This window comes from Desulfobulbaceae bacterium, assembly GCA_013792005.1.
Lineage (GTDB): Bacteria > Desulfobacterota > Desulfobulbia > Desulfobulbales > VMSU01 > VMSU01.
Map to the genome: position 1 here is coordinate 1 of VMSU01000028.1, position 15,062 is coordinate 15,062.

The following is a 15,062-nucleotide window of genomic DNA, read 5'->3' on the forward strand; positions in this document are numbered from 1 at the left end:
ACCTACTTACCTGGTTATTTTATCTTTGATGGCGTCGCAAAAAGGCCGATCTACTGCGTTGCGGCGTACTTTTGCTCATTCGGCACACCATATGTGTGGCCTCATTCGCAAAAGCACACTGCGTCTTGTATATCGGCCCTTTTGCTCAGCCATCCCGTGACTTTTTGTGAGACCATCATCTTTATCATGTCCAGGATTTGTTTCAAGTCAAGCCAATGATCTGTGGAAGGCATTGACTTCCATAGGGAGGTAGAATATTAGTTAATACCTGAATCTCCCCGCTGGAGACAGTAGGGATTGGCGCTTGGTGGTGTGAGTGGATTGTTCTTTGGTTTTCCTCAGGCCGTCATTGTTTGATTTGCCGAAAAACGGATTTTGAAGTGACGTTGGGCTATTTCCCCAGGCCATGCCGAGTCCCAGAAACCATTTTCAGTAATTCCGCAGAATTACCTCCTTTCCCTGAAGTTACAGAGGGGTGATTCCTATGCAAAATTTAACAGTATGATGAAGTTTCCTTCATAGCTGAACATCATGAAAAGAACAGCCCTGATTCTCATTTCCCTACTGACTATTTTCTTCTCCTTGATAAGCGATAGAGCTATTGCTGCGGGACCGTTACGGTTTGGTCTCTACCCGTACCTGTCTGCCACTAAGTTGGTTAAGAAATTTTCTCCTCTGGTCGATTATCTCAGTCGAGAGATGGGACACCCGGTAGAACTTGAACTTGCCAAAAGCTACCAGGAACATATCCGTCGCATGGGAAAGGAAGATATTGACATCGCCTTTATGGGTCCCATCTCTTATTTGCAAATGACAGAACAATTCGGTGCCAAACCGATTCTTGCCTGCTTAGAGATTGATGGCAAAGCAACGTATCATGGTGTCATTGCCGTTAAAAAGGGAGATCTGCTTCATGATCTCACCAGCCTGAAAGGGAAAAAATTTGCCTTTGGTGCAATCGACTCAACCATGGGCTACTATGTTGCCCTTTACATGATGAAGCAGGCAGGATTGAACGTTGCTTCGCTGGGGAGTTACGAATCTATTGAAAACCAGGAGAATATCGCCTTGGGTGTGCTTACCGGCGACTTCGATGCCGGGGCCATGCGGGAGTCGATGTTTAAGGTTTATGAAAAAGAGGGGTTACGGGCTCTGGCAATCAGTGATCCCATGCCGGAACATCTCTTTGTTGCCGCTAACCGTCTGGGGAGCGAAAAGGCTGCACGACTCAGTAAGGCCTTGCAGGCCCTTAAATCCAGTGACAAGGGCAAGGCCATTCTCAACGCTCTTCAGGGGAACTTGACAGGCTTGGTCCCGGCCACGGATCAGGATTATCAGGGATTGCGTGCAATCTATCGTGCTGTAGAGGACCATGAGTGAGATGAACAAGATCGGTTATGGCCGGGCAATCAGCGCGTTATTGATCGTACTGGTGGGTTTTCTTGTGGGCGCTGATTACCTCATCCTCTCCTATCAGCGCTCACTTTTGACGACAGAGGCTATCCAGCATGCGCGGAACGAAATGCGACTCTTTGGGACCTTGTCTCGGGAAGCCCTGCTCAAGCGCGACTATATCACGGTGCGATTATTTTTGAATCAATTCGCAGCAGAACAAAGTGAGATACGTGTTTTGAAGGCGGTGACCCCACAGCATTTTATTTTGGCCGAGTATAGAGATTCGCGGCCGACTACGATTCCCCTTTCGGTTAGGCACGAGGTTTTAGTTGATGACCAACCCCTGCTTGTGCTGGAGATGGTCAAGGATTTTGGCTACATTGAGAAGACCTTACGCACTCTGATGTCGCGGCTCATTATCATTTCTGTCCTGCTGGCAACTGCCCTTGGTTTGTCGCTCTGGTATCTCCTTAAGAGTATAGCCATAAAGCCTTTGGAAAAGGAGGTTGATGTGCGCTGTCAGGCCGAGGAGACGGCACGGCAGAGCGAGGCACGCTTTCGGCAATTGAGTGAAGCGACCTTTGAAGGCGTTGGCGTTGTTCAGGACGGCAAGGTTCTTGATGTAAATCAACAAATGGCTGATATCCTGGGCTATCAGGTCTCGGAGCTGATTTCTTTGCCGGTGCAGGATATTGTTGCCCCTCAATCACGTCAGCTGGTGATGGCAAATATTCAGGCCGGCTATGAAGGCCTTTACGAGTATTTTCTTATGCACCGTGACGGTTCGCTGGTTCCCTGTGAAGCACGGGCCAGGATGATGAAGTGGCAAGGCAAGGATGCGCGAGTCACCATCGTCCGGGACCTCACCGAGCGTAAACAGGCGGAATACCAGTTACAGGAAAACGAAGAACGCCTGCGTACCATCAATAATAATCTGGCCTTTGGGATGATCTATCAATCAATCACCCTTGGTGATGGAACCAGGCGGTTTACTTATCTCAGCGACAACGTTCAGCGCTTTTATGGTATCACCCCGAGCCAGGGCCTGGCCGATGCCAATCTGATCTATAGCAGGATGCACGAGGATGACTGTTGTCTCCTCTTGCAGAAGGAAGAAGAGGCCCTTCGGAATCTGACGACTTTTAAAAGTGAGGTAAGGGTGCTGGATCCTCAGGGTTCAATCCGCTGGTCCTATTTGGTTTCTGCCCCTAGAAAGCTGGACAATGGCTCCATCTGCTGGGATGGCATCGAATTTGATATTACCGAGAGAAAGGAAACGGAAATACTGCTTAACCGCAAAAACAAGATGGAGTCTATGGGGACCCTGGCTGCCGGCATTGCCCATGACTTTAATAATGTCCTCCACATTATCAACGCTAACCTCGAAATCGCCCGTCGTGAGCCCATGACGTCAACTCTGAGCCAGACTCTTGCTGTCCTCACCGAGTGTGAACAACGAGGAGCAGGGCTTGTTCAGCAGATCCTTCGTTTCAGCCGCCAGAGTTCAGAAGAGAAGGGGACAGTAGTTCTTGAGCAACTGATCCGGGAAACGGTCCAGTTACTCAAGGCAGACAGACTGTTTGATAAAGTAACCCTGGATCAGCAATTCGAGGCCGAACCAGTGCCACTTCTTGCCGATGAGCAGGAGATGCGGCAATTGGTGAGCAACCTTCTGCTCAACGCCTGTCAATCTTTGGAGGAGCAGGGCGGCCATATCACCGTTACCCTCAGCGTCGAAGATCATGTTCAGGCAGTATCGGTTTACGACGGGCAACTCAAGCCGGGGAGGTATCAACGGCTCACTGTTGCCGATAATGGTTGCGGGATAGATGATGCCATCATGGCGAGGCTGTTCGAGCCCTTTTTCACCACTCGCGAGAAATCTGGTGGCACTGGACTAGGTCTCGCCATCGTCCATGGCATCGTGCGCGCTAATGGCGGAGGGATTACGGTCGAGAGCACGCTTGGGCTGGGCACCACCTTCCACCTTTACTTTCCTCTCTTGGAGGAGTCCCTGAAGAAAACTGCCAGAGCAGTGGCGGCCGTTTCCTCATCCTTTGATGAGCCGGTTCCTGTACCAATGACCAGACCACTCCTCTGTTCCTCTGAAATCACCATTTTGTTTGTCGACGATGAACCGCTGAACATCGATAACTGGAGCGCGCTTTTGGCTCTAGAAGGTTTTGCCGTCCAAGGGTTCACCTCCGGCGCTGAAGCCCTGGAGGTCTTCAAAAAGGAGCCAACAACCTACTCCATCCTGCTCACCGATCTACGCATGCCTGGCATGAGCGGCAGTGAGCTGGCCGAAGCGATCCGTCAGATCCGGCCCGAGCTGCCCATCCTCTTTTCTTCGGGTTGGATTGGCCAAGAGATGGAGAGAACGCTAAATGATCTTGGTAATAGCGCCGTGCTCTCTAAGCCTCACGCGGTCAAAACGCTGGTTTTTACTATCCTTGACCTCTGCTCTCATGGTGTCGGATAATCTGGCGGATCCATCACTCCTCCTGGATAAAGTTCGAGCAGGACTGTGGAAATTTAGAGATGGGAAGAGTGATGAAGAGTCGTTGGCACCTCGAAGACCTGATTGATCTGGAGTATTTTCTCCATCGTGTGGAGCGGGAGGATACCATGGATGTTCCGCCAGCGGATGGTCGTGAACAGGACCGTGAAATTTACCTCCATCGGATTAAGCCACAGTTTGTTGAGGGAATAACGCCGTCTCGTCGGGTGATTGTGAGGCTTTGGTTGGAGGTGCGCCGGCAGATGGAGAAGGAAGAGATTGGCAGGCAGAGGGTTTTGCCGGGCGAACTCTTCTCCCAGGTGTGGCGGCTTGTCATGGGTGGGTTTCTGGTTAGTGGCATTGTTGCCGGAGGGTGGTTGGCGACGTCACTCCTCAGCTATCGCGGGACTGAGCCGGTCAATGTCTCATTTTATGTTGCCATCCTGGTGGTGGCTCAGGCCGGGTTGGCGGCAATTACCACTTTTTTTTTGTTGCTGAGGCGACGGCACTGGCGCTTGCCTGGCGGGGTGCTTTATCCATTGGTGCGTTCATTGCTGGCTACGATTATGGGATGGCTCCGGAAGAGGGTGGATGAGCGGGTGTCCGGTGATCGGCGGGAAGAATTCTCCGCCGTCATCGGGCTGATCAAGGGCAGGGGCACAGTGTATGGCACTCTTTTTTTCTGGCCACTTTTTTTTCTGGTCCAAACCTTTGGGATAGGATTCAATCTGGGGGGCTTGGCCAGCACAGGGTTGCGTGTGGTCGGCACCGATCTTGCCTTTGGCTGGCAGTCTACTCTCCATTTAAGCGCCGGGGCAGTCCACCGACTGGTCAGGAATATTTCACTGCCGTGGTCCTGGGCGCTGCCGCCGGATATTGCAGCCCCCTCTCTCTCCCAGATCGAAGGTAGCCGGATGATCCTCAAGGACGGCATCTATCACTTGTCCACCGCCGATCTCGTTGCTTGGTGGCCGTTTCTGTTGCTGGCACTCTGCTGTTATGGTCTAGTCCCCCGGTTATTACTATTGGTAGTGGGCGTAGTGGCTCAGTATCGGGCATTGGCTCGACTCGATTTCAATAATAGCGCCTGTGACCGCTTGCTTCAGCGGCTTGAGCGTCCGGTGGTGCGCCTTGACGGTACCGTGACGCCTGCTTTGGTGGAAGAGGCGGACCGTCCTGCCGCCAGGGTCTCAATGGATGATACTCGTGTCTTGACCGGGGTTGCTCTGATTCCTGATGATGTTTTTGATAACTGTTCGCTTGATCGCCTCAGGGTACTGGTTCGACAAGTTTTCAGTCTTGAGCTGGAGACATCGTATCGAATCGGCTTGGGGCTTGCGGCAGATCAACAGGTTCTTCGTCAAATTGCTGGGGGAATGGATAGCGGGGAACCCTGGTCTGTTGTTATTCTTCAGGAGGCCTGGCATCCTCCCATTCGGGAAACCCTTGCCTTTCTTCAGGAAATACGAGCCATCCTCGGGTTGCAAGGACGGATTGGGGTCGGTCTGATCGGCAAACCAGCGGTTGGCACAATCTTCACCCCGGTTAAGGACATCGACTGGCAGACTTGGCGAAGGAAGATCGCCAGTCTCGGCGACCCCAACCTGCGCATCGAACGTCTGATAGAGGATAATGAACGGTATGATGCCTGAATTTGCTATTGTCGGCCATCCCAATGAGGGAAAATCTTCAGTAGTTTCTACCTTAGCTGAGGACGACTCTGTCCGGATCAGCGCCACTCCCGGCGAGACCATTCAATGTCAGACCTTTACGGTAACCATAGATGGCCGGTCGATCATCCAGTTTACCGATACCCCAGGTTTTCAGAACCCTCGACGGACTCTCCAGTGGATGCAGGAGTATAACGGTCCGTCATCCGCACTTGTCGAACAGTTCAGGGCTACCCATACCACTGATCCAGAATTTGCTGATGACTGTGAACTGCTGCTGCCAGTGACACGGGGAGCGGGTATCATCTATGTGGTGGATGGCTCCAGGCCGCTTCGCAATGTTGATCGAGCCGAGATGGAAATTCTCAGGCTCACCGGACGACCCCGGATGGCGATTATCAACTGTAAGCAGGATGACACCGGTTATCTCGATGAGTGGAAGAACGAATTTCGTAAGCACTTTAATGCCGTGCGGGTGTTTAACTCTCATCAGGCGACTTATGCCGAGCGAATCGAGCTGCTGAAGAGTCTTGAGGCTATTGATCAGGACTGGCAGCCGGCTCTCGAAACGGTGATCCTGGCCTTTAAGGAGGACTGGGGGCGTCGTAATCGCGTTGCCGCCGGCATTGTTGGCGATCTTGCTGAGCAATGTCTCACCTATACTCTGGCCCGTCCGCTGGCGGAGAACGTTCCCGAGACGAAAGTCCAGGAGCAACTTAAGGGTGAATATATCAAGAAGCTTGCGACAATCGAACGGGAGGCCCAGCAACTGATCCGCCGATTGTTTAAGCACAACATCTTTCAGTATGATTTGCCTCCCCAATCCATCCTCCATGATGATCTCTTTGGGGAGAGGACCTGGGAGCTTTTGGGGTTGAGTAAGGGCAGGCTGATCGTTGCTGCCGCCATGAGCGGCGCTGCTCTTGGCGGCGCGCTGGACTTGGTGGTAGGCGCCACTTCTCTTGGGCTGTTCATGGCTGTCGGTGGGGTGTCTGGGGCAGGGTATGCCGCGCTTGGAGGAGTAGAGAGCCTTGCTCGAACCAGGGTTATGGGAAAAAAACTGGGTGGTCAGCAATTACGGATCGGCCCCAACCGGAATATTCAATTTCTTTACATCCTTCTCGATCGGCAGCTAATCTATTATTCACAGATCATTAACTGGGCGCATGGTCGTCGGAACTCTTCTGCTGTTGTGGCACAGGGTAAGGGGTCCTCCGGCAAAGCGGGTTTTACCAATGCCTGGGAGAAAGAGAAAAAGAAGATTTGTAACGATTTCTTTGGCGCGGTCTTGGTCGGAGATGACGATAAGCGGGATCGGGCAAAGCGGAACTTGTCCGGAATGATTGAAGATATTCTGGATGAAATTTCTGGCTCCTCGCTGTTTCGTGTGGGTAGCCCTTAAAATGGATTATTGGGGAGTCTTGGTCCTGTTTTCCCGAGCCTTGCCGAGATCTCAAGAACGATTACTTATCATCGGCTGCAGGCGATTGGAAGGACCGCCCTCCGAAGCGACAATGCAAAACGATGCGAATCAAGAACGAGCTGTCGAAATTCTTTTAGGGGAGAAAACCATGCGTTCGATCATTAACTGTATCTTGTATCTGGTAGTCTTATTTTTCCCGTCTCTTGCTTTGGCTACAACAACGTTTCCGATAGCCACTACATCAAGGATGGAGGATGCTGTCGGTGTCGCTTTTGACGGGACCAACTTTTTGATAGGCATCGGAGACAAACCGGAACCTGATCGTCACAACACTTACCAAAGCATTACCGCACAGCTTGTGTCTAAGGCCGGGGAGCTTGTGGGCTCACGTATATTGACGAGTGCAATCGGAGGTTCGCCTATAGTTGCGTTTGACGGGCAGAATTATTTGCTTGCATACGAGGAAATCACGACCAATACAGTGGCGGGACAGTTCATAAGCAAATCTGGCGCATTGGTCGGTGCGCCGTTCAATATTTTCACGTCACCGAATAGAAGCCTGGGTATGGCGCGCGGCATGCTCTTTGATGGAGCAAATTATTTTGTCGTTTGGGAAAGCGACAGTGAGCCCGACAACGGAGATACGGCGGATATATTCGGTCAATTCATCACCCCAGGCGGCGCCAAGCTAGGTTCCGTCGTGTCTATCAGCACCGCCGTGCATGGCCAGCGAAATCCGGGCATTGCCTTTGATGGCAAAAATATTCTTACGGTATGGGCCGATGGTCGCAACCAGAGTGCGTGTTTTACGGACGGCACGGGCTCACACTGTTTCGAGTCGGACATCTACGGCCAGTTCATCACCAAATCGAGCGCATCAGTAGCAGGGACTCTTTCCGGAAGCAACTTCCTTGTGGACCCCGGCAGTCTTCCCCGCGACGGTAGTCCTTTGGCGCTTGCTTTCGACGGAACCAATTACCTGGTTACCTTTACCGAAGAAACAACGTTGCCGAATGCCTGTGCCGCTGGTGGGTGCAATTGGGAAGCTTACGGCATTCTGGTTTCGAAAGCCGGCGCAACACCGGGCTCCAGTTTCGTTATTGGAGCTACCACAACCCGACCCAAGGTACTCCCGGTTCCCACCTACGTCGGAACTCAGTACATCGTGACATGGACCGATGCCATGGGCACTACGTCCCCATATGTCAAAGGCCAACTGGTGGCGACAACCGGTGAGGTCTCGGGTTCGGAATTCACGTTGCTCTCGCCACCACAATCGGGCGTCGTACCGTGGTTGGGAATGGTATTCACCGGAGATGGTGCAAATCTCATGGTCTCGAACTGGGGTGTACCTGACCAAACCGAACCCGACAATATGGATCTTTATTCCGGTAAAAATGTCATGGGTTCATTGCTGAATATCGCAACCATCAATGCCGGCGGGACGACATACAACATGTCAATCGGGTGGAATCTGCTGGGCAACGGCCTCGCCGATGCATCGATCAATGTCGCGACTTATTTTGGCGATCCAGGGAAATATATCTCGGTCTGGAAATGGGTGCCGGCCTCCTCAAGATGGGCATTCTATTCACCAAGCATGGACCCCACAGCCTTTGCTTCTTATGTGTCTAGCAAAGGCTTTGACGTCCTTACCGTGATCAACGGAGGTGAGGGTTTCTGGGTCAACGCAAAATAGGAATCCCTCTGGTGCACTCTTCAGCAATATCCATGCAATGCTCCGTAATCTTTTGAGCTGCGGAGCATCTTCAATTGCCCTGGCTCCGGTAGCTGAATTTCATTGGTTCGGCGGCAGTAACCGTTCTTGGGGATAGTCGGCGTGCGCAGCTCAAGGCAGATGAGCTCGTCGAAAATCAACCACCAGGTTGGCGCTGTTTAACAGCGCTTCCAGGGTATAAAGAGTGTGAAATTCGGAACCTATCAATGCGTTGCAGCATATTTTTTGCTCATTCAGCATACCATATGTGTGGCTTCATTCACAAAAACACCCTGCGCCTCGGAGTCTCTCTTCGCTCGCTTACCTGTATGTCGGCCCTTTCGGAGTCTCGCAGGCTCGCTTACCTGCTTAGACATCCCGTGATTTTTTTTGCGAGATTATCAACATTAATTCGGCTCAGAATGTTGGCTTATGCCCCGCTAATCCAAACTTGCTACAGACTTTCGCTCAGTTCCCGGTCCAGCAGATGGAGTTCGGTTTTGTCTGTGATGGCGCGATTCAGTTTTCCGTAGTCACGGGTATCGCCTAGCAAGATACAGCCGATGATCTGATTCTGATCAATGACGATTTTACGATAAGTGGTGTCGGTAACGGTGATTCGGCTCTCATGGCGCTGGTCGGCATCAATGTCTCCGATTGCCGCTAGATCAATGCCTGCGACCTTCAGCCGGTTGGCCATAATGGTGCCGGAATAGATGGCTGTTTCGTAAGCCATAACGATGCCTGCGACCTTGCCCTGCTGCATGGCGGTTGGCCAGATCCCTGTTGGTGGTTGGCCGCCGAATTCGGCGACATCGCCAGCGGCAAAGACATCCTTGATGCTGGTCTCCATCCGTTCGTTCACCACAATTCCCTTGTCATGGGTAAGTCCCATAGAAACAGCAAGGTCCAGGTTTGGCCTGACCCCTGCCGAGATAATGACCATCTCGCAAGGCAGGGTCTCGCCGTCTTTAAGCGCTATCCCGGTAACACGTTCATGTCCGATGATCTCTTTGGTTTGAGCGTCAAGTCTGAAGGAAAATCCTAGTTTTGTCTCCATCATCTCTTTGAGCCTTGATGCCCCTTGGTCGTCAAGCTGCCGGGGGAGGAGACGGGGGAAGAATTCTACCACCGTGACTTCTTTGCCGATTTTGCGGAGGGCCTGCCCTGTCTCAAGACCAAGGAGTCCGCCGCCGATGACCACTACTTTGTTAGCTGTCGCCGCGTGTTCCTTAATGGACCGGGCATCGCTGATGTTGCGGAGAGTAAATACTCCTGGCGTATTAGCTCCTTGAATGGGCGGGACAAACGAGTGACTGCCGGTTGCGATCAACAGTCGGTCGTATGTAAGTGTCTGTTTAGTACTGGTGGTAACGGTTTTCGTCATTGGATCAACGCCGATGACACGGCACCGGGACATAAGGTTAATCCTTTGGTCATTATACCACTCCGGCTTCTGCGCGAGCAACCGCTCTTCGGTGACATCGCCTGAAAGGTATTCAGGCAGTCTGATCCGGAAGTAGAAGGGCAGGTCCTCCTCGGTGATGATGGTAATGTCGCAGGAGTTATCTTTTTGTCTGATGGATTCAGCTGCGGTGGTGCCGGCAACGCCGTTGCCGATAATGAGATGGTGTGTCATCCGGGTGCTCCTTGGCTGAAGTAGAGTGGAAGTGGTCGATGGCCCGGTGCGGTAGACAGCTCTTGCGCACCGGTTTAATCAATTTTCCGATGCAGCGTGGATTACTTGCAGGAATTGGTCTCCATAATGTTCAAGCTTATGGCGGCCAACTCCGTTGATTAAGAGCATTGCCTCCCGGTCGGCAGGCCGGACGGCAGACATTTCGGCTAAGGTGGCGTCACTGAAGATAACAAAGGGAGGGACCCCTTCCTGGTCGGCCAGTCGTTTCCGTAACTCCCGCAGCCGGGCGAAGAGCGCTCGGTCGTAGATCAGTGGCGTGGTCTGTTTCTTGGTAGACGATTTTTTGGCCTCACTTGCTGGACGTGTCCTTGGTTTGGGCATGGTCAGGGCAATCTCGCCCTTGAGCAAGGGGCGGGCCGCATCGGTCAGGGTCAGGATCGAGAAGTTGTCCAGATCTTGTTTGAGATAGTCGTGGTGAATCAGGTAGCGGAGCAAGGCGCCCCAAAACTCCTGTGGTTTGTCTGTGCCGATTCCGTAAGTGGACAGGGTGTTGTGCCCGAGCTGAAGGATTCGTTGATTCTTTGAGCCACGGAGAACGTCAATGACGTGGCCGATGCCGAAGCGTTGGCCGACACGATAGACGCATGACAAGGCCTTGCGGGCCTCTTCAGTAACATCTATGGTCTCGGGCGGATTCAAGCAGATATCGCAATTGCCGCAATCAGCGTCCATGGTTGCGCCGAAATAGCTCAGCAGGATGCGGCGGCGGCAGGTTTGGGCTTCAGCAAATCCGACCATGATGTTCAGCTTCTGATTCTCGATCCGTTTGCGTTCCTGGTTGGGGCTGTGCTCGATCAGGCTTCGGGCTATGGCAATATCGCCATAGCCAAACAACAACAGGGCCTCGGCCGGCATACTGTCACGTCCGGCTCGACCGGTTTCCTGATAATAACTTTCGATGTTCTTGGGTAGGTCATAGTGAACCACGAAGCGGACATTGGACTTGTCAATGCCCATGCCAAAGGCCACTGTCGCCACCACGATCTGAATCTCATCGCGCTGAAAGGCGTCCTGGACATCCTGACGGCGGGCTGAGTTCAAGCCCGCATGATAGGCTTGAGCTTTGATCCCCGCCTTGTTCAGGTCGGCGGCCACTGATTCAACGCGTTTGCGGCTCAAGGCGTAAACGATGCCGGCTTCGCCCTGTCTTGATTTTAAGAATTCGGTGAGCTGATTGGCAGGTTTGAGCTTATCGACCACTGTGTAGCGGATATTTGGCCGGTCAAAGCCGGTGACGAAACACCGGGCGTTGGTCAACTTCAGCCCGGTAAGGATATCTTTCTGGGTGTGCGGTTCCGCCGTGGCGGTCAAGGCGATCATCGGTGGGCCGGGGAGGATGGTGCGAAGCCGTGACAGTTGACGATACTCCGGCCGAAAATCGTGTCCCCACTGGGAGATGCAATGGGCCTCGTCGATGGCGATCAAGGCGACTTCGATGCTCTGGATGCGTTCAAGGAAGGAGTCACTCATCAGCCGCTCCGGGGCGACATAAATCAGGTCAAGCTGACCTTCGTGCAGGCGGGCTAAGACCTGGCGTGCCTCGGTTGCCCCGAGCGACGAGTTGTAACAGGCCGCTCTGACTCCGGCCGCTGTCAAGGCATCGACCTGGTCCTTCATCAACGAAATCAGTGGGGAGACGACAATAGCGACTCCTGGACGATGGAGGGCCGGGAGTTGATAGCACAGGGACTTTCCGCCGCCGGTCGGCATCAGCACAAAGAGGTCTTCGCCGTTGATAAGGGCGTCAACGATTTCCTGCTGTGACGGGCGGAACGAGGTATAGCCAAAGACCTCTTTCAGGCTTTCTAGGGGGGTATTGAACATCGTGGGAATGTAGCAATCAGTCCCCGCGTCGTCAAGGATTATGTCCCTTTGGCAGCTCTCTTATTTCGGTAAACTCACTGGCCAGGCAGTGATAGATGTGTTTGCGGAACTCTGCCACTACCGGCAGGAGTTCGGGAAACGTTGTCCAGCGCCAGTTGATAAATTCCCCGGGAGAGGGCAGGGTAATCGCATCGTGTACGGGCAGGAAACGGAAGAGATACCACTGCTGGGTCTGGCCTCGACCGATTTTTAGAGACCGCCATTGCGTGGGTAGTTCGTATGAGAGAAGGTGCGGGTAGGGACGGATAAGGTGCAGCAGATCCGGGGTAATGCCTGTCTCTTCCTGAATCTCTCTGTACACTGAAGTGATCGGTTCTTCTTGGTCATCGATGCCCCCTTGCGGGAATTGCCAGGCTCCGACCGTGTCTGATCGTTCAAGGGCCAGCGCCATTCCTTTGGTGTTTACAATTACCGCGCCCACTCCGGCTCGAAAAAATTGACTCATGGTAGTTGCCTGTGAAAAAATGGTTGATGGTATTTGGGGCGGCAGTTGGAGACTTTAACTTTGATGATCTCGTAAAAAGGTAGCCGCTGGTTAAGCAGGTAAGCGAGCCTGCGAGACTCCGAAAGGGCCGATATACAAGGTGCGGGGTGTGTTTTGAGAGAGGTTGTACTATGGGTATGCCAAGCGAACAAAACCACCACGCAATTCAGTTCAATCCCCGCTGGTGTCGGACGGGGACGCAGTAGATCGGACTTTTTGCGACGCCATCAACTTTATCGTCACAGGTTGACTTAAGTCAATGGTTTTCACTGTATTTTTTCATACACTCAAATCATCAAACCTGATACGCTGACGTTACTGATGATATTTCACGATTGATCAAAATGACCAAGACAAAGGAGGAAGCCATGAAAAAGATTGAGCTGGGGCAGACCAATGAATTTAGTCCGATTTCGATCAGGAGTTTTGTGCTCCATGATTCTGAGTACTTCAAAATTATCAATTTCAATATCGGGGCAGGTCAATTGTTCCCTGTTCATTCCCATAAGATCGAGGGGCAGCTCAGCATGGTGGTCCTTGAAGGAGAGGGAGAATTCTTGGGCGAAAATTCATCGATCCCAGCCAAGGCCGGCGATATGCTGATTTCTGATATCAGCGACCCTCATGGGGTCAAAGCCAAAACTAATATGCGGATTATCGTAACCATCGCCCCGCCGATCTGATTTCAGATCTTTAGTGTCATGCTTACCCGAGAGAGAGAAATAGGAAAATTAGGGATATAAGGAGAGCGCCATGGAGAATTTTAGCCGTTGGGATGATTATTTGATCGCTGAGCATGAGCTGATTGAACGGAGTATGGCTATCCTCAAGCAATGTCTTGACGCCATTGAGTTGAGTGTCGAGGTAAATATTGTCCAGCTTGGACGGGCCATTGATTTCCTGCTTCAGTTTGGGGACAAGATTCATAATACCAAAGAAGAGAAGTGTCTCTTTCCGTTGATGGAAAGGCACGGGGTGCCGGTCCAGGGTGGGCCGCTTGGGGTAATGCTCCAGGAACATGAGGCGGAGCGGGTTCTTTTGGCCGGGATGCAGGCGATACTCCCTACCTTTGCCGAACTTACCTTTGCCGAGCGGCTTCAATTCAAGGAGGAGGGCTTGGAGTACCTGAAGGTCAGGGCCGATCATATTTGGAAGGAGAATGATGTTCTGTACCCCATGGGCAGGAGGGCGCTGAGTGATGCTGATAACACCTCACTGATGGCCGAGTTCGCCCACATCAATCGGGAGACTTATGGTGACCAGGCATTTGTTCAGTTCCAAGCCATGGTGGATGAGCTTGAAAAGGGTGGACAGGGCGCCAAGAAATTGATTGAAGGCTTGTCCTATAAGCAGCTTGACGCGATCATGGAGGCAATGCCCTTTGAGGTGACCTTTGTCGATGCCACTGATTCGGTAGCGTATTTTAATCGGTTGGATAAGGTGAAGATCTTCCCGCGAACGCGCTCGGTTATCGGTCGCCAGGTGGAGAAATGTCACCCGGAAAAGAGCGTGGACACGGTGAAAATAATTGTCTCCGGTTTTAAAAATAAGACCTTGGACAAGGCTGAATTCTGGATCGATTTCAAGGGTGAGAAGGTGCTTATCCGTTATTTCCCGGTGTACGACGATGAGGGTAAATACCTTGGGGTGCTTGAGGTTACCCAGGAGATCGGGGCCATCCAGAAACTGACCGGCCAGAAGCGTCTGCTCGATTAACGGGTGGGGGAGTCCTGGTCCGGGTAAAGAAGACTAGGTTTTAAGTTGCGGAATTGCAATTTCCAGTCTATGTTCTTGAGCGGCCAGGGCAAAGGGCTAGGAGGATTTTTCCCCTTAAACGGCAACTGGTTTATTCCTTGGGGAGAGCATGAAAATTCCAGTGATTGATATTGGCCTCTGTACTCAGTGTGAGGGGTGTTTGGCTGTTTGTCCGGAGGCTTTTCGTATGAATCAGGCAACATTCCTGATTGAGGTCGTTGATCTGGCCGAATATCCTGATGAGTGCGTGGATGAGGCGATTAAGATCTGTCCTGCAGATTGTATTGTCTGGGAAGAACGATGATTTCATTTGTCTTCGTTCTGACTGCAGGTGCAACTCCCGTCCGTCGAGTTGTTGGACGTTAGTTACCAAGTGATAAGTCATTCAGTGCGGAGAGGTGCCAGAGTGGCCGAATGGGGCGGTCTCGAAAACCGTTGACCCTCCGGGGTCCGAGGGTTCGAATCCCTCCTTCTCCGCCATCGTTGATGGCCTTGACCCCTGGCTCGATATCAGTCCGAGACGTAAGTTTCGCTG

The 15,062-nt window shown here is 52.3% G+C and carries 11 protein-coding genes and 1 tRNA gene; 9 read left to right on the forward strand and 3 right to left on the reverse strand.

What is annotated here, in order from left to right; all coding sequences use genetic code 11:
* Positions 1-522 precede the first annotated feature (522 nt).
* Genes phnD through FP815_01380 form a run of 5 tightly spaced genes read left to right on the forward strand, consistent with a single transcriptional unit; the run spans position 523 to position 8,687 of the window.
* Complete coding sequence (gene phnD, locus FP815_01360; protein MBA3013586.1) at positions 523-1,380, forward strand: phosphate/phosphite/phosphonate ABC transporter substrate-binding protein; 858 nt, start codon at positions 523-525, stop codon at positions 1,378-1,380.
* On the forward strand, positions 1,373-3,877 hold the full coding sequence (locus FP815_01365; protein MBA3013587.1) for a PAS domain S-box protein: 2,505 nt from the start codon (positions 1,373-1,375) through the stop codon (positions 3,875-3,877). The genes phnD and FP815_01365 overlap by 8 nt, the downstream gene beginning before the upstream one ends.
* 59 nt (positions 3,878-3,936) lie before the next feature.
* Positions 3,937-5,547, forward strand: coding sequence for a DUF2868 domain-containing protein (locus FP815_01370; protein MBA3013588.1), 1,611 nt, complete (start codon positions 3,937-3,939; stop codon positions 5,545-5,547).
* Complete coding sequence (locus FP815_01375; protein MBA3013589.1) at positions 5,528-6,967, forward strand: DUF3482 domain-containing protein; 1,440 nt, start codon at positions 5,528-5,530, stop codon at positions 6,965-6,967. The genes FP815_01370 and FP815_01375 overlap by 20 nt, the downstream gene beginning before the upstream one ends.
* Positions 6,924-8,687 carry a hypothetical protein gene (locus FP815_01380; GenBank protein MBA3013590.1) on the forward strand — a complete coding sequence of 588 codons (1,764 nt, stop codon included), beginning with the start codon at positions 6,924-6,926 and terminating at the stop codon, positions 8,685-8,687. Before FP815_01375 ends, FP815_01380 begins: the two co-directional genes overlap by 44 nt.
* Positions 8,688-9,159: 472 nt before the next feature.
* On the opposite strand, the gene FP815_01385 is transcribed toward FP815_01380, so the two are convergent.
* The 3 genes from FP815_01385 to FP815_01395 form a co-directional block, all read right to left on the reverse strand.
* Entirely contained in the window at positions 9,160-10,344 is a 1,185-nt protein-coding gene (locus FP815_01385) for an NAD(P)/FAD-dependent oxidoreductase (GenBank protein ID MBA3013591.1), read from the reverse strand.
* Positions 10,345-10,422: 78 nt separating this feature from the next.
* On the reverse strand, positions 10,423-12,228 hold the full coding sequence (gene recQ / locus FP815_01390; protein ID MBA3013592.1) for a DNA helicase RecQ: 1,806 nt from the start codon (positions 12,226-12,228) through the stop codon (positions 10,423-10,425).
* A 31-nt stretch (positions 12,229-12,259) separates the two neighbouring features.
* Positions 12,260-12,733 carry an RNA pyrophosphohydrolase gene (locus FP815_01395; protein ID MBA3013593.1) on the reverse strand — a complete coding sequence of 158 codons (474 nt, stop codon included), beginning with the start codon at positions 12,731-12,733 and terminating at the stop codon, positions 12,260-12,262.
* Positions 12,734-13,140: 407 nt separating this feature from the next.
* On the opposite strand from FP815_01395, the gene FP815_01400 reads away from it, so the two are divergent.
* From FP815_01400 to FP815_01415, 4 genes are all read left to right on the forward strand, one after another.
* Positions 13,141-13,455 (forward strand): cupin, encoded by a 315-nt coding sequence (locus tag FP815_01400; protein ID MBA3013594.1) that lies wholly within the window; start codon positions 13,141-13,143, stop codon positions 13,453-13,455.
* A 70-nt stretch (positions 13,456-13,525) separates the two neighbouring features.
* Positions 13,526-14,488 carry a DUF438 domain-containing protein gene (locus tag FP815_01405; protein ID MBA3013595.1) on the forward strand — a complete coding sequence of 321 codons (963 nt, stop codon included), beginning with the start codon at positions 13,526-13,528 and terminating at the stop codon, positions 14,486-14,488.
* 148 nt (positions 14,489-14,636) lie between these two features.
* Positions 14,637-14,831 (forward strand): ferredoxin, encoded by a 195-nt coding sequence (locus FP815_01410; GenBank protein MBA3013596.1) that lies wholly within the window; start codon positions 14,637-14,639, stop codon positions 14,829-14,831.
* Positions 14,832-14,919: 88 nt separating this feature from the next.
* Positions 14,920-15,007: transfer RNA gene (locus tag FP815_01415), tRNA-Ser, on the forward strand.
* Positions 15,008-15,062: the final 55 nt, after the last annotated feature.